We start from the raw sequence: 17,138 nt of genomic DNA on the forward strand, positions 1-17,138 counted from the left end.
TCTAGCGCCTTTGCATTGTTCAGAATGAACATTTACGCAAACTCTTTGCAACCTGTAGGAAAACGGCCCGAAGGAGCCCTGCGGCGGGGGGACCTGCTTGGGCTTCTTTTGGTAGCGAATCAGACATTGCGATGGGGGCACGTCATGGATAGTCGGAACTTGTTGATGCCAGCAATGGCGTCAGAAGTCGGACGTTCTCTTCACCACGTTCCCATGATCGCTTCAAGTCACCAGCCCAAGATTCGACCGCCGAGAAGCCTCAAGGAGGCCAGTCTCCTTGAGGCCCCATCACTGTTAATGCGAAAGATTCGCGGTCTTTCCTCGCGGGAGGGTCTCACCTGGCTCGCCTGCGTGCCTCTGGCGCTGTTCGGCCTGGGCGTGTTCAACCTCTCGGCCCATGCCGCCGACCTGCCCGAGCTCACCCCAGCCTTCCTGGCCAACAACCTCTGGTTGTCGATCGCGGCCTTCCTGGTGATCTTCATGAACGCCGGCTTCGCGATGGTGGAGGCCGGCCTCTGTCGCCAGAAGAATGCCGTCAACATTCTGGCCAAGAACCTGATCGTCTTCGCCCTGGCGGTGTCGGCCTACTGGCTCATCGGCTATTCGCTGATGTACGGCGATTCAATCGCCGGTGGTTGGCTCCACTTCAAGGGACTGTTCTTCGATCCCACCGTCACCCCTGAGATGGTGAAGGAAGGCAGCCTGGTCCCGAGCGTCGACTTCCTCTTCCAGGCCGCCTTCGCAGGCACCGCCGCCACGATCGTTTCCGGTCTTGTCGCCGAGCGGATCAAGTTCAAGGAGTTTGTGATCTTCTCCCTGATCCTGGTGGGCATCATCTACCCGATTGCCGGCAGCTGGAAGTGGAACGCCAACGGCTGGCTCAACCAGCTCGGTTTCATCGACTTCGCCGGATCCACCCTGGTCCACTCCGTCGGTGCCTGGGCGGGTGTGGTCGGCGCCATGATCCTCGGCCCCCGCATCGGCAAGTACGTCGATTCCAAGCCCCAGGCCATCCCCGGCCACAGCCTGGCCCTGGCCACCCTCGGCTGCCTGATCCTGTGGCTGGGCTGGTACGGATTCAACCCCGGTTCCCAGCTGGCGATGGATGAGATGGTTCCCTACATCGCCGTCACCACCACCCTTGGCGCCGCCGGCGGCGGCATCGCCGGCACCCTGATCTCCCAGATCCACTCCGGCAAGCCCGACCTCACGATGGCCATCAACGGCATCCTGGCCGGCCTGGTGGGCGTCACCGCCGGTTGCGACGGCTTCCCGATGTGGGGTGCCTGGGTCGTGGGCTTCATCGGCGGCGGTCTCGTCGTTTACGCCGTCAGCTTCATCGACTCCATCGGCATCGACGATCCCGTCGGCGCCTTCTCCGTCCACGGCATCGGCGGCATCTGGGGAACCCTGGCGGTCGGCCTGTTCAACAAGGACGCCGGCCTCTTGTTCGGCAAGGGCTTCAACCAGCTCGGCCTGCAGTTCCTCGGCGTCTTCGCCTACGCGGTGTTCACCATCGTCACGGCCTGGATCCTCTGGAGCATCCTCGGTGCCCTCAGCGGCGGCATCCGGGTGCACGAGAAGGAGGAGATGGTCGGTCTCGACATCAGCGAGCACGGCATGGAGGCCTATCCCGACTTCGTGGCCTCCTCCAACTGACCCTGGCACCCTGTGCCCTCAACCAGACCGCGGTTTCGGCCGCGGTTTTTTTTCGCCCGACCCCCCGCCGACCCCCATAGAGTCGGCACAACCGGACCTAGCCAGTGGACACTCGAGCCTTCAAGCGTTCCCTCCACCATTCGGATCGCTACAACCGCCGCGGTTTCGGCCTGGGTGAGGAGGTCGCGGGCAGCCTGGAGCAGGCTTACCAGAGCAATCTGATCGCCAGCCTCAGGGAGAACGGCCACGTGCTGCAGCGCGGCCGGCTCAAGATCCGCCTGGCCGAGGCCTTCGGTTTCTGCTGGGGCGTGGAGCGGGCCGTGGCGATGGCCTACGAAACCCGCCGCCATTACCCCAGCGAACGGATCTGGATCACCAACGAGATCATCCACAACCCTTCGGTCAACGCCCATCTGCGCGAGATGGACGTCCGCTTCATTCCGGTCGACGACGACGTCAAGGACTTCTCCGAGGTGGGGACCGGTGATGTGGTGATCCTGCCCGCCTTCGGCGCCACGGTGCAGGAGATGCAGCTGCTCAATGAGCGCGGCTGCCACATCGTCGACACCACCTGCCCCTGGGTGTCAAAGGTGTGGAACACCGTGGAGAAGCACAAGAAGCATGCCTTCACCTCGATCATCCACGGCAAGGTGAAGCACGAGGAGACGCTCGCCACCAGCTCCTTCGCCGGCACTTACCTGGTGGTCCTCGACCTGGCCGAGGCCCGCATGGTCAGCGATTTCATCCTTGAGCGGGGCCAGGGGGCCATCGATCGGCAGGCCTTCATGACCCAGTTCGCCAAGGCCTGTTCCCCGGGCTTCGACCCGGACAGGGACCTGGTGCGGGTGGGCGTCGCCAACCAGACCACCATGCTCAAGAGCGAAACCGAGGAGATCGGCCGCCTGTTCGAGCGCACCATGCTGCAGCGCTTCGGCCCCGCCGAACTCGACGAGCACTTCCTCGCCTTCAACACCATCTGCGATGCCACCCAGGAGCGCCAGGACGCCATGTTCGCCCTGGTGGACGAACCTCTCGACCTGATGGTGGTCATCGGCGGCTACAACTCCTCCAACACCACCCACCTGCAGGAGATCGCCGTCAGCCGCGGCATCCGCTCCTTCCACATCGACACCCCCGAGCGCATCGGCCCGGGCAATCGCATCGAACACAAGCCCCTCGGGGGCGCCCTCGAGACGCTGGAACCCTTTCTGCCGGCTGGCCCGGTCCGGGTGGGCATCACCTCCGGCGCCTCCACCCCCGACCGGGTGGTGGAGGATGTGATCGAGCGCCTGGTGTGTCTCAGCGAAGAGTGAGCCACCAGACGCGATGACCCCGCCCAGAGCCGGGGCTGACCAGGTGGCTTTACATTCATGAAAGGTTTTCCTCTCCCCCACGGCCGCCGGGGAGAGCACACCCCCGGTCCTTTCCAGCAGCTCCCTTCTGACCCACCGCACGCCCCAGATCACGATGGCGGCAGGTTCCTCCCTGCACCAGGCTCCCGACGATCCAGGGGCCCCCAAGAGCGAACCCCTGCGGGAGCGGTCCGACCCCTCCGTGCGTCGCTACGCCAGCGCCTTCGCCGATCTGATGGAGATGCGGGCTCCTGCTGCGGTGGTGGGCGCCTACCTCGACCGCCACGAGGGCTGGTTCCGCCGCTGCGCTGCCCCCATGACGGTCGAACCGATCGGCAGCCAGGGCTACGTGCTCACCCTTGGCCGGTTCGGCAACTTCGGCTTTGAGGTCGAGCCGACGATCGGCCTCGAACTGCTCCCCCAGGCCGCCGGCGTCTACCGCATCGTCACCGTGCCCCTGCCGGAGGTGGATGAGGCGCTGCGCGGGCTCTATGACGTCGAATTCGCCGCCTCCCTGAGGCTCGACGAGGCCGGCGGGGCGGAGGTGTCCACCGAAGAGGTGGATGGCGTCATGCTGCACACCCTGGTGCGCTGGCAGCTGGATCTGGCGGTATGGCTGCGCCTGCCCGGCATGCTCTCGATCCTTCCCGACCACCTGGTCCAGAGCAGCGGTGACCACCTGCTGCGCCAGATCGTGCGACAGATCTCCCGGCGTCTCACCTGGAAGGTGCAGGAGGATTTCCACGCCAGCCACGGCATCCCCTGCCCGCCCCGGCGCCGGGCCCAGTTCTGAGGGCCTGATCCCTCAGAGCGAAACGAGCCCCGATCCGCTCAGGCAGCCGGGGCGGTGAGGATCTTGTTGACAATCTGCATGCCGCTGACGGCCTGCCAGAGGAACAGGGTCATCAGGGTCATGTTGAGACCCACGTGCACTTTACGGGCGATCAGGTTGCCGGCCTGCATCAGCGGGGAGAGGGCCGCCGCCATGGCGATCAGGCACACCATGGCCAGTGCCACCAGCAGGTGCGGACCGACGAACAGTTTGCCGTTGTTGATGTAGGTGACGGCCATGCCACCGACCAAGCCGAGCACGAGCACGGCCAGCACGAGGCTGCCGAAGAGGTAATGGCGTTTGGCGAACTGGCCCTTGATCAGCTCCTTGCGGTCCTCGGCCGTGGCCGTGCGGGTCTTCTTGGCCTTGATGCCCAGAAACATCGCATAGCCCGCCAGGCCCAGCAGCACCCACATCAGCAGGGGATGCACGAAGTTGAGGCCGAAGGCAAGGGAACTGGGAAGGGCGGCAAACATCACGCGTCGGAACTCCACCGGGCCAGGGCCGGCTGTGAGTCCAACGAAGTTACAACTGCCGGCGGCCTCAGTGCAGAAAATGACGACGACCGGTGATCACCATCACCATGTCGTTGGCCTTGCAGGCGGCGATCGAATCCGGGTCGCGCTTGCTGCCGCCAGGCTGAATCACCGCGGTGATGCCGTGCCGTGCCGCCAGCAGCACGGTGTCATCGAATGGGAAGAAGCCGTCGCTGGCCAGGACCGCTCCCCGGGCGGCGTCGCCGGCGGCCTCCAGGGCCAGCCGGGCCGAGCCCACCCGGTTCATCTGGCCGGCACCGACGCCGAGGGTGCGTCCGCCCTGGGCCACCAGGATGGCGTTGGAGCGCACATGGCGCACCACCTGCCAGGCGAAGCGAAGATCGCGCCACTCGTCCTCGCTGGGCTGGCGGTCGCTCACCACCTGCCAGCTGTCGGGATCGGCGCGGCCATCGTCCGCCTGCTGGGCCAGCACGCCTCCGAGCACGCTGCGCAGCTGCAGGCGCCCGGAGGCCTCCGCCACGGCCACGGGGTCGAGCTCCAGCAGACGCAGGTTGGCTTTGGCCGCCAGCCGCTGGCGGGCCTCCTCCGAGAAGGACGGCGCCACGACACATTCCAGAAACAGCCCCGCCAGGTGATCGGCGGCGGCCCGGTCCACCGCGCCATTGAGGGCGACGATGCCCCCGAAAGCCGAGACCCGGTCCGCATCGAGGGCCCGCAGCAGCGCGTCAGCAGTGTCGGCGCCGAGGGCGACGCCGCAGGGGTTGGTGTGCTTGATCACCACGGCAGCCGGCTCGGCCCCGGGGCCGTAACCGAACGCCGCCACTGTGGTGAGGGCCGCTTCCAGGTCGATCAGGTTGTTGTAGCTGAGCTCCTTACCCTGGAGCTGGCGAGCCGCCCCCCAGCCCGCGTCGGTCTCTCCGAACCAGAAGGCTCCCTGGTGAGGGTTCTCGCCGTAGCGAAGCACCTGGCGCAGGGGCTGCTCCAGCCGCAGAGGCTGCTCGGTCGACCTGGTGGCAAGCTCCTCATCAGCCAGGCGGCCCTCGATCCAGGCCGCAATGGCGGCGTCGTAGCTGGCGGTGTGGGCGAAGGCGGCCAGGGCCAGCCGGCGCCGCAGGGCCCCATCGACCTGGCCGGCCGCCAGGGCCTCCACGAAACCCGGGTACTGGTCGGGATCGGTGAGCACCACTACATCCGCGTGGTTCTTGGCGGCGGCGCGAACCATGGCCGGCCCACCGATGTCGATGTTCTCGATGGCGGTCTCCCAGCTGACGCCTGGATCCGCCACGGTGGTGCGAAAGGGATAGAGGTTGACCACCACCACATCGATCGGGGCGATCCCCTGGGCCTCCAGGTCGGCCTGGTGGGCAGGGTCGTCCCGGCGGGCCAGGATGCCGCCGTGGATACGGGGATGGAGGGTCTTGACCCGTCCGCCCAGGATCTCCGGGGCTCCGGTGTGATCCGCCACCTTGGTGACCGGCAGGCCGGCGGCCGCGAGGGCCGCGGCAGTGCCGCCGCTGGAGAGCAACGTGAAGCCCTGGGCCAGCAACCCCTCCGCCAGCGGCACCAGGCCCCGCTTGTCGGACACGCTGAGGAGGGCCGTGGGAGCCATGACGGCGGAAAGGGCAGGGAAGGAGCCAACCTACGCAGCAACAGCCGAACGCCACCGTGACCACGGATCCCTCCGCCGAAGCCCAGCTGAGCGAAGACGACGGCACCGCCCTCTGGCTGGGTCCCCGTCAGGCCGAGCACCGCCTGGTGCTGCTGCACGGCTGGGGCGCCGACGCCGATGACCTGCTCGATCTGGGGACGGAACTCCTCGGCGCCGATCCCGCCAGCCTCAACCTGAGCCTGGTGGCCCTGCGGGCGCCCCTGCCCCATCCGGCCGGATGGGGCCGCCAGTGGTACGACCTGCAGCAGCCCGAGTGGCCCCAACTGCCCCAGGCCCGCCGGGACCTGCGGCAGCGGCTGCTGGCCCTGGGCAACACGGTGCCGCTGGAGCGCACCAGCCTGCTGGGCTTCTCCCAGGGGGCCGCCATGGCCATCGACGTGGCCACCGGCTGCGGCGCCGACGCCTGCGACCCCCTCGCCCTGGCGGGGTTGATCGCCTGCAGCGGCTACCCCCACCCGGACTGGCAGCCCGGGGCTCCCCATACAAAAATCCTGCTCACCCATGGCGAGCAGGATCCAGTGGTGCCGTTCGCGGCAAGTCAGGCGCTGGAGAGCGCCCTGGCAGAGGCCGGGGGATCGGTGCGCCGGATCGCCTTCCCAGGCGGCCATTGCATCGATCCCGACCTGATCGCCACCATGCGGGACTTCCTGTTGGCGGGCTGGCGGGGGAGCTGACCCCTCCTGCCAGCCCACGGAATCAGACGAAGGCGTATTCGTACTCTTCCATTTCCTCCCAGTCATCGGAGGCGAGCGCTTCGAGGCCTTCGAACAGGACCTCTTCGCCGATGCTGTCGACGATCAGTCGCAGGGACGGGAACAGGAAGTGGTTCTCTTCGGCGTACTGGGCGCTGAACAGACCTTTCTCCCCCCAGAAGAAGCGGTCCGTGGTGTGCTCGTTGCGGCGCACATTGAGGATCGCCGGGGCCATCAGCTCCGTTTCGGCGATGTAGCGGCGTGCCGCCGTGACCGGCTTGTGGGCGCCGGTTTCGAGGTTGAACGTGGGGACATGGGCGAGGACCCGCTGACCCGCGAGACGACGGCGACTGATCCGCTTGCGCTTCTTGGACATGGAATGGATCCCGGTGAAGGGAGACCGAAAGGTGGAGTTGGGGGGGGGCTGCAGACGAGCGAGGGTCGGCAGGAGCCGACGACGAACGCCATGGCGGGCCCGCCACCCTGGAGAGATGGCGGGTCCACGTCCACACGACTGTCGACCTGAAGCGGGTCGGAAAGGATCACCGTCGGTAACGCCGGCCTGAACCCCTGGAGGGGTGGTGGCCGGGACAGAGGCGGTACGCAGCTGCCTCTGCTGTAGCCTTGGATGCGAGCAAAGCGCAACACTGGCTGTTACGACTGCAACTTTCCGCCCGTCCGAGGACTGCGAGGTAGTGGTCGTTACCGACAGCTTAAAACTATTTTTGCGTTTCTACACGCCTCTTTTCAAAATTCCCCGCACGGGCGCGGTCCGCGGGTGGTGATGCCTGTCTCAGAGCGGTTTCTGGCCCTGGTGGGCTTCCAGCTGGGTCAGTTCATCGACTGCCCGGAGGTCCGGTCGTTGGTGGTCTACGTCACCCAGCAGGGCGAAACTGGCCAGCCCAGCCTGCTGCCGGTCGGCCACTGGCCCCCGGACGAGCGGGCCCTGCCTCCGGTGGACACCGTCAGTCGGCTGCGGGTGCCCGCCGAGCAGCGGCGCTGGCTGCCCCTGCGCGATGGCCAGCGCCTGCTTGGTGCCCTGCAGGTGGAGGCCTCGCGCAACCCCTGGCCCGAGCCCCTCGCCCAGCGGCTCCAGGCCGTGGCCCTGGCCCTCACCGAAGCGCTGCGGCTGGATCTGGAGGGCGGGGACCTGCGCCAGCGGCTCACGGAGCGGGAGGAACAGCTGGGTCTGCTGCTCCACCAGTTGCGCAACCCCCTCACGGCCCTGCGCACCTTCGGCCAGCTGCTGCTGCGGCGCCTCGGCCCCGATCACAGCGACAGGTCCCTGGTGCAGGGCCTGCTGGCCGAGGAGCGCCAGATCAACCGCTATGTCGATGCCATCAGCGAGCTGGTCCACCCCGAAGGCCTGCTCGCCGGCACCGCCTCCCCCCTGCCGCTGCTGCTGCCGCCGCTGCTGAGCGGGCCGGAGGGCCAGCCCCTGGCCGGGCTGCTCGAACCCCTGCTGCAACGGGCGGCCGCCACCGCCACCCTGCAGGGCCGGGTCTGGCACGGACCCGAGGCCCTGCCCGACTGGAGCGGCGACAGCGGGGCGGTGGCGGAAATCCTGGCCAACCTTCTGGAGAACGCCTTCCGTTACAGCCCCCACGGCGCCAGCGTCGGCCTGCACACGGCCAGTGACGGCCAGCTGCTCCACCTCACGGTGTGGGATGGCGGGCCGGCCATCCCCACAGAGGAGCGACAGGCGATCTTCGGGCGGGGGGTGCGGGGAACGCGGGGCCAGGACCTGCCCGGCACCGGACTGGGGCTGGCCCTGGGGCGGGATCTGGCCCGCAGTCTGGGCGGCGAGCTGGAACTGGTGGTGCCGCCCCGAGCGCTGGCCGAGACACTCCCCCAGCAGGGCAACGCCTTCCAGCTCAGCCTGCCGCGGCCGCCAGCCGCAGCGCCGCGGCGATGAGCAGCAGGCCGAGGGATTCGCTCCACTCCACGCAGGCCCCATAGGTGTCGCCGCTGTGGCCGCCCAGACGGCGGCCCAGGGCCACCGGAACGAACAGGGCCGGCACCAGGGCCACCAGGCCGGTGGGCACGGGCCAGGGCGCCAGGCCCGGCCAGGGCAGCAGCAGCAGCAGCGGCAGCAGCAGCAGGGTGGGCCGCAGTTCCACCGCCAGGGCGGCCCCGTGGGCGCGATGGAAGGCGGCGCTGCCACCGGGCCGCAGGTAGGGGAACCAGGCCATGGCGGGCAGGGGCGCCACCCGCCCGCAGACCGCCGCCCAGACCAGGGCCATCGGCGCCGCTGCCCCCAGCAGGGCCAGGGCCGCGGTCCGCAGCAGCAGCACCAGCACCAGGGCCTGCACCCCGCTCGCCCCCACCCGGCTGTCGGCCATCGCCTCCAGGCAGCGATCCCCGGCGGCCAGGCCATCGGCGCTGTCCATCACGCCATCCATGTGCAGGCCCCCGCTTAACCACAGGCCCAGCGCCAGCACCAGGGCCACCTGGGCCACCAGGGGCACCCGTCCCTCCAGCCCCCACCACAGCAGCGCCTGCAGGGCGCCGAGAACGGCACCGATCCAGGGAGCGAAGCGGGCGATCCGCTCGAAGCGAGGCGCCGGCGCCGACCAGGCCGGCAGCACCGAATAGAAGATCCAGGCCCCGGCCAGATCCCGCAACCACGGTGGAGCGCTCAGGCGGGGCATGGGGGCAGCGGGGCGGGGGGCGGTGGAGCTGGCGGCAGGAACCCCGCGTAGCGTCGCAGCAGAGCAGGTTCGGCGCCATCGCCTTCGACTTCACGATCACGGCTCGCTGCCCGCGGACGCGGGCGCGCTGCGGCTGCTTCACCACCCCCCACGGCGCCGTGCAGACGCCCCGGTTCATGCCGGTGGGCACCGCCGCCACGGTCAAGGGCGTCACCACGCCGCAGCTGCAGCAGACCGGGGCGCAGATGGTGCTGGCCAACACCTTCCACCTGCATCTGCAGCCGGGGGAGTCGGTGGTGGAGGACGCCGGTGGGCTGCATCGGTTCATGGGCTGGGACGGTCCCCTGCTGACCGACTCGGGCGGCTTCCAGGTGTTCAGCCTCGACGCCATCAACCGGATCGACGATGACGGGGTGGTGTTCCGCTCCCCCCGGGACGGCTCGCGGATCGACCTGACTCCCGAGCGCTCCATGGCCATCCAGCGGGCCCTGGGCGCCGACGTGGCCATGGCCTTCGACCAGTGCCCTCCTTATCCGGCCAGCGAAGCGGCGGTGGCCGAGGCCTGCCGGCGCACCCATCGCTGGCTGGAACGCTGTGTCGCCAGCCACGGCGGCGGCGGCCAGGCCCTGTTCGGCATCGTGCAGGGGGGGTGCTTCCCCCATCTGCGCGAGGCCTCGGCCCGGACGGTGGCGGCGATGGACCTGCCGGGCATCGCCGTGGGCGGCGTCAGCGTGGGCGAACCCGTCGAAGAGATGCACCGGGTGGTCCGGCAGGTGGGCCCCCTGCTGCCGGAGCAGCGGCCCCACTACCTGATGGGGGTGGGGAGCCTGCGGGAGATGGCGATCGCTGTCGCCAACGGCTTCGACCTGTTCGACTGCGTGCTGCCGACCCGGCTGGGCCGGCACGGCACCGCCCTGGTGGGGGGGGAGCGCTGGAACCTGCGCAACGCCCGCTTCCGCCACGACCACGCCCCCCTCGATCCCGGCTGCGGCTGCCTGGCCTGCTGTCAGCACAGCCGCAGCTACCTGCACCACCTGTTCCGCAGCGAGGAGCTGCTGGGACGCACGTTGTTGAGCCTGCACAATCTCACCACCCTGCTGCGCTTCACGACCGCCATGGCGCGGGCGATCAGCGAGGGATGTTTTGCAGAGGATTTCGCTCCCTGGGAGCCCGACTCCCCGGCCGCCCACACGTGGTAGGTTCCGGCCATTGCAATGGTTTACCTCCAGGCATGGCTCTCTCCCTGCTGGCCGGCTCCGCGCCCCACACCCTCGCCCAGCTGCCCGAGGCGTACCAGGCCTTCGGCCCCCTGGTGGACATCCTGCCGATCATCCCCCTGTTCTTCCTGCTGCTGGCCTTCGTCTGGCAGGCCTCGGTCGGTTTCCGCTGAGCTCCTGTTGCACGGCACCAGGCCTGACCGCTCAGCGGCGTTCCCGCAGCACCGCCCAGGCAAAGGCCGGCAGTGAGAGCATGCGCCGCCAGCGGCTGGGTTCCTTGATCAGGCGGTAGAGCCACTCGATCTGGAGGGCGCCCATCCAGCGGGGGGCGCGGTTCTTGACGCCGGCCCAGACGTCGAAACTCCCCCCCACCCCCATCCACAGCCCGCTGCGTGGCTGGGGCAGCGCCTGAATCCAGGTCTCCTGGCGCGGCACGCCCAGGGCCACCAGCACCAGGTCAGGGCGGCACTGCAGCAGCTGCCTCTCCAGACCGGGCCAGGCCTCTGCGGGCTGGTAGCCGTGAACGCTGAAGACCAGCTGCAGGGTCGGCAGGTCGTGGACCAGGCGCTCCCGCAGCTGATCCATCACCGCCGGACTCGCCCCCACCAGGGCCACCCGCCAGCCCACAGCCGCCGCATGCTCCAGCAGGTGACGGGCCAGCTCGATGCCGGGGCTGCGGCGGACGCGGTAGGACTGCAGCCCCAGGGCCCAGACCACACCGGCGCCATCGGGGATGACCATCCGGGCCGCCTCGATCGCCGCCCCCAGGGCGGGATCCGCCCGGGCCGCCATGGTCATCTCCGCATTGAGGGTGACGATCTGGCCGCCGCCGGCCCCGTGCAGGGCGACGGCATCCCGGAACACGTCGTTGCTTACATTCACAGGAATGCCCAGGACGCGGGCACGGACCGGCGTGGTCGCGAGGGCTGCCATGGGATGGGGCGACGGCGGGGAGAATCTATGGCCTGGCTCCGCAACAGCAACCTCCGGCACGCCCCGTCCTTGACGCAACCATGAGCACCACGGCGAGCAACGGCGACAGGGCAACGGCAGAGGCCCAACAGCTGCTCGAACGGCTCGACCGCCAGATCGAACACGTCGTCCTGCGCCGGCAGCATCCGATCACCGGTCTGCTGCCCGCCAGCACCGCCAGCACCGTGCACGGCAACTACGGCGACGCCTGGGTGCGGGACTGCGTCTATTCGATCCAATGCGTCTGGGGGCTGTCCCTGGCGCACCGGCGCCTGCAAGGACCCTGCCGCCGCTCTTTCGAGCTGGAGCAGCGGGTCCTGCAGCTGATGCGGGGCCTGATGCGATCGATGATGCGCCAGTCGGCGAAGGTGGAGCGTTTCAAGACGAGCCTGGAGCGGCTCGACGCCATCCACGCCAAGTTCGACACGGCCACCGGTGATCCGGTGGTGGCGGACGACGGCTGGGGCCATCTGCAGCTCGATGCCACGGCCCTGTTCCTGCTGCAGCTGGCCCAGCTGACCCGCTCGGGACTGGTGATCATTCAGACCAGCCCAGAGCGCGATTTCCTCCAGAACCTCGTCTACTACGTGGCCCGCGCCTACCGGGTGGCCGACTACGGCATCTGGGAACGGGGCGACAAGGGCAACCACGGCCAGCCGGAGCGCAACGCCAGCTCGATCGGCCTGGTGAAGGCCGCTCTCGAATCCCTCATCGGGCTGGATCTTTACGGGCCCCATGGCGACGGCAGCAGTTGCCTGACCATTCCCCACGACGCCATCGTGCGGCTGCGGCGTGCCCTGCGCGGCCTGCTGCCGCGGGAGTCGGCCAGCAAGGAGGCCGACAGCGCCTGCCTGTCGGTGATCGGCTACCCGGCCTGGGCCGTGGAGGATCCGGCCCTGGTGGCGCGCACCCGCGAGAAGATCCGCAGCGAGCTGGCCGGGTCCTACGGCTACAAGCGCTTCCGGCGCGACGGCCACCAGACCGTCCTGGAGGACGTCACCCGGCTCCACTACGAGCGGGAGGAACTGGCCCAGTTCGAGCACATCGAGTGCGAATGGCCCCTGTTCCTGGCCTACGAGCTGATCACGGCCTGCTTCGAGGGCCGCTGGGACGAAGCCCGCCAGTGGCGCCAGCAGCTGGAGGAGCTGAGCGTTCAGGTCGACGGGGAGGCCCTGCTGCCGGAGCTCTACCTGGTTCCAGCGCGGCTGATCGAGGCCGAGCGGCGCCAACCCGGCAGCCAGATCCGGGTGGCCAACGAGAACGTCCCGCTGCTCTGGACCCAGAGCCTCACCTGGCTGTCGGATCTGCTGTTGCACGGCCTGATCACCGCCGACGACCTCGATCCCTGTGGCCGTCGCCACCCCAGCCCCCCGGGGGCCAAGGAGGTGCTGGTGGCCCTGGCTCCCGCCGATGCCAGCGTCGCCGCAGCGCTGGCGGACGCCGGTCTGCCGGTGCAGCTGCTGCCGGCGGGCGAGACGCCCCCCCTGCGGGTGGCCAGTTCCCGTGAGCTGGCCCGGCGCCTGGCGACGGTGGGCGCCAATGGGCGGCTGGGGCTCTCCGGCCATCCACCCGTGCGGATGGAGACCCAGGCGACCGCCAGGCTCTACCGCCACAACGGCGAACTGATCGGCTTCCTGCCGGCGGTGCTGGAGGAGGACACCTTCTACCTGGCCGACGATGCCCAGGTGCTGGTGGACACGGTGGCCACCGAGGTGCGGGTGCTGCAGCGCCATTGGCGGGGCGATGGAGCCCCCCTGCTGCTCGTGCCGGTCCACGCCGGCCCCTTCCGCAGGGACCCCGACGCCTTCCTGGACCTGGGCCGTGACCTGCAGCGGGGCCAGCTGGGCTCGGTGCCGGTACGCCTGGTCTCGCTGGAGGAGCTGGTGCCGCTGGCCAGCCTGATCGACCTGCCGCCCCAGGCCCTGGCCGCCTGCGACCTGGTGCCCGACGGCCACACCCTGCTGCCGGCCAGCGCCAGTCACCAACCGCTCACCGCCCGCCAGGAACAGGAGCTGGAGGATGTCCCGCTGGCCCATCTGGTCGACCGGCTCTGGAGCAGCCGCTCCCTGGAGGAGCAGGCGGAGGTGCTGGAACTGCTCAGCCGCCGGCTTGGTCCCAATGCCCGCCTGCAGGGTCCCCGCAGCGGTCCCGGGGTGCGACTGATGGTGTTGCTGGAGGAGGTTTACCGCCGCGGCCTGGCCGATGCGGACTGGAGTGTGGTGCGCCGCGCCGCCGGGGCCATGGGCCTGGTGCACCCCCAGCTGGAGGATGCTCTCACCGATCTGCTGCTGCGCCAGAAGCAGGTGGTGGTGGGCCGCAACTACACCCACGACTCCCTGCTCAGCCAGCCGGAAGGCAGCCTGGCCATCGCCGCCATGGTGCGCCGCTTCAGTGGCGAGGACGGCCGCGAATGGATGCTCCAGCAGGAGCTGCTGCTGGCCATCGATGCCCTGGCCCGCTCCAACGTGAACCTGCTCAGTGGCAGCCTCACCCTGCAGCTGGGCCAGTTCCTGCTCTTGCTCACCAGCGAACTGGCGTCCGAGGCCAACCTCAGCCCCAGTGAAGCCTTCGAAAGCCTGTGCAGCCTGCCCCCCCACGCCATCCGCCGCCGGCTCCAGGCCGTGCTGGCCGACGTGGAACATGCTCGGGCCTCCCTGCAGCGCAAGGAGCAGCTGCACCTGCGCGGCCGGGTGCGCTGGAAGGTGCCCGATCCCCTGGCCGAGCTGCCCAAGGATGGCAGCTGGCTGCAGCACCGCATGCGGCTGGGGGCGCTGCAGCGGGTGCCGAAGGACTTCTACCCGGGCATCTGGGACCTGCTGCACCACTGCCGGGGCCTGGTGATCGGCGACAAGCTGGAGCGACGCAACCGGCTGGAGAGCGCCCCCCTCCTGCGCGAGAAAACGCCCGGCGAAAAGAACTTCGCCATGTTGGTGGAGCACCTGCTGAGCAAGATCGAAGCCCCGGAATACCGCCGGCTGTGTATCGAAACCCTGCTCACCCTGATGGCCTTCATGGCCGCCAACCCCCAGGTGCAGTTCGACGACGACCTCGCCCTCGACGTGGTGATCGGCCACGCCGTGCGGGTGGGTTGGCAGCAGTGCCACCCCGAGGTGCCCAGCGACCAGTACGGCCCGCACAAGGCCGAGGCCTGGGATCTCTTCTATCGCTCCTCCCCCGCCGACTGCCGCCGCTGGCAACTGCTGGCTCTCCAGGAACTGACCGACCGGGAGGTGGTCCCCCTGGACCGGACAAACCGGCGACAGGTGACCTAGATCGGGGCCTCCAGGGCCATGCAGAGGTTGGGCTGCTCGACACATTGCTCGATCAGGTCGGCCAGCTGCAGCGCCCGCGAGGCCTGAAGGCCATCAACAGCTGGGGTTTCCCGGCCCCGCACGCACTGGAGGAAGTGCTCAAGCTCGGCGTAAAGGGGTTCGATCGAGGTGGTGCTCACCTCCTCGATGAAGCCGTCGTTGCGGTAGAGCAGCTCGCCGTGGTCGGCGCTCACCGACTCATGGGAGCGCCTGTGGATGCGCAGATTGCGGTTGAGGAAATCCGTCTCCATCAGGCTGCTGCGGCAGTGGGCGCTGAGGCTGCGGATCTTGCGGTGGGCCATCTTGCTGGCGGTGAGGCTGGCCACCACGCCGTTGGCAAAGCCGAGGGTGGCATTGACGTAATCGATCGGGCCATCGGAGCTTCGGCCCCCGGCCGCCGCCAGACGCACCACCGGGGAGGCGGCCAGCTCGAGCACCAGATCGATGTCGTGGATCATCAGGTCGAGCACCACCGAGACATCGTTGGCCCGGTCGGCGTTGGGGCTGTGGCGCCGTGCCTCGAGCACCACCACCTCTTCGTTCGCCACCACCCGCAGCAGCTCACGGAAGGCGGGGTTGAAGCGCTCGATGTGGCCCACCTGCAGCAAGCGACCAGCGGTTTCGGCAGCGCGGATCAGATCAGCCGCCTCCTCCTGGGTGGCGGCGATCGGCTTCTCGATCAGCACGTGCACCCCGGCCTGCAGGCAGGTCATGCCGACCCGGTGGTGCAGCAGGGTGGGAACGGCGATGCAGACGGCCTCGACCTCACCCAGCAGGTCCTCGTAGGTGGGGAACCAGCGGCAATCGAACTGCTCGACCGCCAGACGGCCGCGGGCTTCGTCGGGATCGGCGACACCCACCAGTTCGGCGTCCCGCAGCAGACTCAGCACCCGGGCGTGGTGCCAGCCCATGTTGCCGATGCCGATGACACCCACGCGCACTGGGTTCATGGCAGGGGCGGTGCAAGTGGGCGCATTATCGATGATCAGGTTCCTTCCATGCTGGCGAGGGTGATCTGCACCCGCTCGATGCGGGGGCCGTCCATGGTGAGCACATCGATGCGGACGCCGTGCCAGCTGAGGCCTTCCCCAGGGGCAGGGATGTGCTGCAGCCGCTCCAGCACGAACCCGGCCAGGGTGTGATGGCCGTCCGCCTCGGGCAGCTGCAGGCCCAGCTGGCGATTGAGTTCGACGATCTCCAGATCACCCGCGGCCGACCAGGTGCCGTCGGCGAGTTGCAGCAGATCCTGGGCCGTTTCCAGGGGGTTGTCGTCCTCACCCACGATCTCGCCGGTGAGGTCGGAGACGGTGACCAGGCCCTCGGTGCCGCCGTGCTCATCGACGACGACCAGCAGGGGCTGGCCACTGCGGATCAGGGGCAGCAGGTCGGCCAGCGAGGCACTTTCCTGCACCTGGGCCACCGGCAGGATCCAGGGCGCCAGCGGGGTTTCGGGGCGCAGCAGGCCCCTGGCGATGGGCTCGGCCAACCGCCGCAGGTCAAGCAGGCCCCGCACGTCATCGAGGGAGCTGCCGATCACCGGGAAGCGGGCGTGCTGGCTGGCGTGCACCGATTCCATCATCTCGGCGAAGGTGACATCAACCGGCAGGGTGACCATGCCGGAGCGCGGCATCATCACCTCCCGCACCAGGGTGTCCCGCAGGGAGAACACCCCCTCGAGGATGCTGCGCTCGTCGGGCATCAGGCCCGTAACGCTGCCGCTCTCAATCAGCGTCTCCAGCTCGCCGGCTGAGAGCACCGGTACGAGCTCATCCCAGTTGCGTGGCAACCCCAGCAGCCGGAGCAGGCCCCCGCTGAAACGCTCGATCAGCAGCAGCAACGGCGCCAGGGTGCGGGTGAGCGACTCCAGCGGCGGCGCCAGCCGCAGGGCCGAGCCTTCCGGGCGGTGGAGCACCCAGGCCTTGGGCACCAGACCCCCGAGCAGGGTGGCCAGCAGGGCCAGCATCAGGAAGACGCCGGCATCGATCCAGGCCTGTTCGGGCCAGCCCATCCAGCGGGCCACCTGCTCCGCCAGGCCGCGGGCCAGCCAGCCCATGGCCAGCAACGCCAGCACCAGGCCCAGCTGGGTGGCCACCAGGACCGTCCGCATCCGGTGCTGCAGTCGGGCCACCGAACGGGCCCCGGGCTCCTGGGCCTCCTCCAGTTGCTGGACCCGGCTGGGGCGCAGACGAATCAGCGCAAGCTCCCCGGCAGCGAAGAAGGCCAGCAGGGCCAACAGGATCGCCAGGACCAGGAAGCGCATCGGTGGGGAGAGTTGAAAGCAGGTTA

At 69.1% G+C, this 17,138-nt stretch carries 15 protein-coding genes; 8 read left to right on the forward strand and 7 right to left on the reverse strand.

Annotated elements, in window-relative coordinates:
- The first annotated feature begins 213 nt into the window (after nt 1-213).
- The 3 genes from VB739_RS04625 to VB739_RS04635 all read left to right on the forward strand — a co-directional run bounded on the left by VB739_RS04625 (nt 214) and on the right by VB739_RS04635 (nt 3,804).
- Nucleotides 214-1,659 carry an ammonium transporter gene (locus VB739_RS04625; RefSeq protein WP_323355947.1) on the forward strand — a complete coding sequence of 482 codons (1,446 nt, stop codon included), beginning with the start codon at nt 214-216 and terminating at the stop codon, nt 1,657-1,659.
- Between the two features lie 104 nt (nt 1,660-1,763).
- Nucleotides 1,764-2,972 (forward strand): 4-hydroxy-3-methylbut-2-enyl diphosphate reductase, encoded by a 1,209-nt coding sequence (locus tag VB739_RS04630; RefSeq protein WP_323355948.1) that lies wholly within the window; start codon nt 1,764-1,766, stop codon nt 2,970-2,972.
- A 154-nt stretch (nt 2,973-3,126) separates the two neighbouring features.
- Entirely contained in the window at nt 3,127-3,804 is a 678-nt protein-coding gene (locus tag VB739_RS04635) for a DUF1997 domain-containing protein (protein ID WP_323355949.1), read from the forward strand.
- Between the two features lie 38 nt (nt 3,805-3,842).
- Here the strand turns inward: VB739_RS04635 and VB739_RS04640 are convergent, their stop codons facing one another.
- Together VB739_RS04640 and purH are read right to left on the reverse strand one after the other, a co-directional pair.
- A complete protein-coding gene (locus tag VB739_RS04640) occupies nt 3,843-4,319 on the reverse strand; it encodes a DUF4079 domain-containing protein (protein WP_323356000.1) in 477 nt (158 codons plus the stop codon).
- A 67-nt stretch (nt 4,320-4,386) separates the two neighbouring features.
- The gene (purH, locus tag VB739_RS04645; protein WP_323355950.1) at nt 4,387-5,949 is read right to left on the reverse strand and encodes a bifunctional phosphoribosylaminoimidazolecarboxamide formyltransferase/IMP cyclohydrolase; all 1,563 of its coding nucleotides are present in this window, start codon (nt 5,947-5,949) and stop codon (nt 4,387-4,389) included.
- Between the two features lie 56 nt (nt 5,950-6,005).
- Between purH and VB739_RS04650 the strand changes: the two genes are divergently transcribed.
- On the forward strand, nt 6,006-6,683 hold the full coding sequence (locus tag VB739_RS04650) for an esterase (RefSeq protein WP_323355951.1): 678 nt from the start codon (nt 6,006-6,008) through the stop codon (nt 6,681-6,683).
- 22 nt (nt 6,684-6,705) lie between these two features.
- Here the strand turns inward: VB739_RS04650 and VB739_RS04655 are convergent, their stop codons facing one another.
- Nucleotides 6,706-7,077 (reverse strand): DUF3155 domain-containing protein, encoded by a 372-nt coding sequence (locus VB739_RS04655; RefSeq protein WP_216907583.1) that lies wholly within the window; start codon nt 7,075-7,077, stop codon nt 6,706-6,708.
- 408 nt (nt 7,078-7,485) lie between these two features.
- Between VB739_RS04655 and VB739_RS04660 the strand changes: the two genes are divergently transcribed.
- On the forward strand, nt 7,486-8,616 hold the full coding sequence (locus VB739_RS04660) for a HAMP domain-containing sensor histidine kinase (protein ID WP_323355952.1): 1,131 nt from the start codon (nt 7,486-7,488) through the stop codon (nt 8,614-8,616).
- On the opposite strand, the gene VB739_RS04665 is transcribed toward VB739_RS04660, so the two are convergent.
- Nucleotides 8,576-9,352, reverse strand: a complete 777-nt coding sequence (locus VB739_RS04665) for an adenosylcobinamide-GDP ribazoletransferase (RefSeq protein WP_323355953.1) — start codon at nt 9,350-9,352, stop codon at nt 8,576-8,578. The genes VB739_RS04660 and VB739_RS04665 overlap by 41 nt on opposite strands.
- 77 nt (nt 9,353-9,429) lie before the next feature.
- Between VB739_RS04665 and tgt the strand changes: the two genes are divergently transcribed.
- Together tgt and VB739_RS04675 are read left to right on the forward strand one after the other, a co-directional pair.
- Nucleotides 9,430-10,551 (forward strand): tRNA guanosine(34) transglycosylase Tgt, encoded by a 1,122-nt coding sequence (gene tgt / locus VB739_RS04670; protein WP_323356001.1) that lies wholly within the window; start codon nt 9,430-9,432, stop codon nt 10,549-10,551.
- Between the two features lie 32 nt (nt 10,552-10,583).
- Nucleotides 10,584-10,742 carry a photosystem II reaction center protein K gene (locus VB739_RS04675; RefSeq protein WP_106220981.1) on the forward strand — a complete coding sequence of 53 codons (159 nt, stop codon included), beginning with the start codon at nt 10,584-10,586 and terminating at the stop codon, nt 10,740-10,742.
- Nucleotides 10,743-10,773: 31 nt separating this feature from the next.
- On the opposite strand, the gene VB739_RS04680 is transcribed toward VB739_RS04675, so the two are convergent.
- On the reverse strand, nt 10,774-11,502 hold the full coding sequence (locus tag VB739_RS04680; protein WP_323355954.1) for a WecB/TagA/CpsF family glycosyltransferase: 729 nt from the start codon (nt 11,500-11,502) through the stop codon (nt 10,774-10,776).
- 80 nt (nt 11,503-11,582) lie between these two features.
- On the opposite strand from VB739_RS04680, the gene VB739_RS04685 reads away from it, so the two are divergent.
- On the forward strand, nt 11,583-14,813 hold the full coding sequence (locus tag VB739_RS04685; protein WP_323355955.1) for a glycoside hydrolase family 15 protein: 3,231 nt from the start codon (nt 11,583-11,585) through the stop codon (nt 14,811-14,813).
- On the opposite strand, the gene VB739_RS04690 is transcribed toward VB739_RS04685, so the two are convergent.
- Both VB739_RS04690 and VB739_RS04695 read right to left on the reverse strand, forming a co-directional pair.
- Complete coding sequence (locus VB739_RS04690; RefSeq protein ID WP_323355956.1) at nt 14,810-15,802, reverse strand: Gfo/Idh/MocA family oxidoreductase; 993 nt, start codon at nt 15,800-15,802, stop codon at nt 14,810-14,812. The two genes, VB739_RS04685 and VB739_RS04690, sit on opposite strands and share 4 nt — an antisense overlap.
- A gap of 35 nt (nt 15,803-15,837) precedes the next feature.
- A complete protein-coding gene (locus tag VB739_RS04695) occupies nt 15,838-17,112 on the reverse strand; it encodes a hemolysin family protein (protein WP_323355957.1) in 1,275 nt (424 codons plus the stop codon).
- Nucleotides 17,113-17,138: the final 26 nt, after the last annotated feature.

It is taken from the genome of Cyanobium gracile UHCC 0281 (genome assembly GCF_034931305.1).
In the GTDB taxonomy this organism is placed as follows: Bacteria; Cyanobacteriota; Cyanobacteriia; order PCC-6307; family Cyanobiaceae; genus Cyanobium; species Cyanobium gracile_A.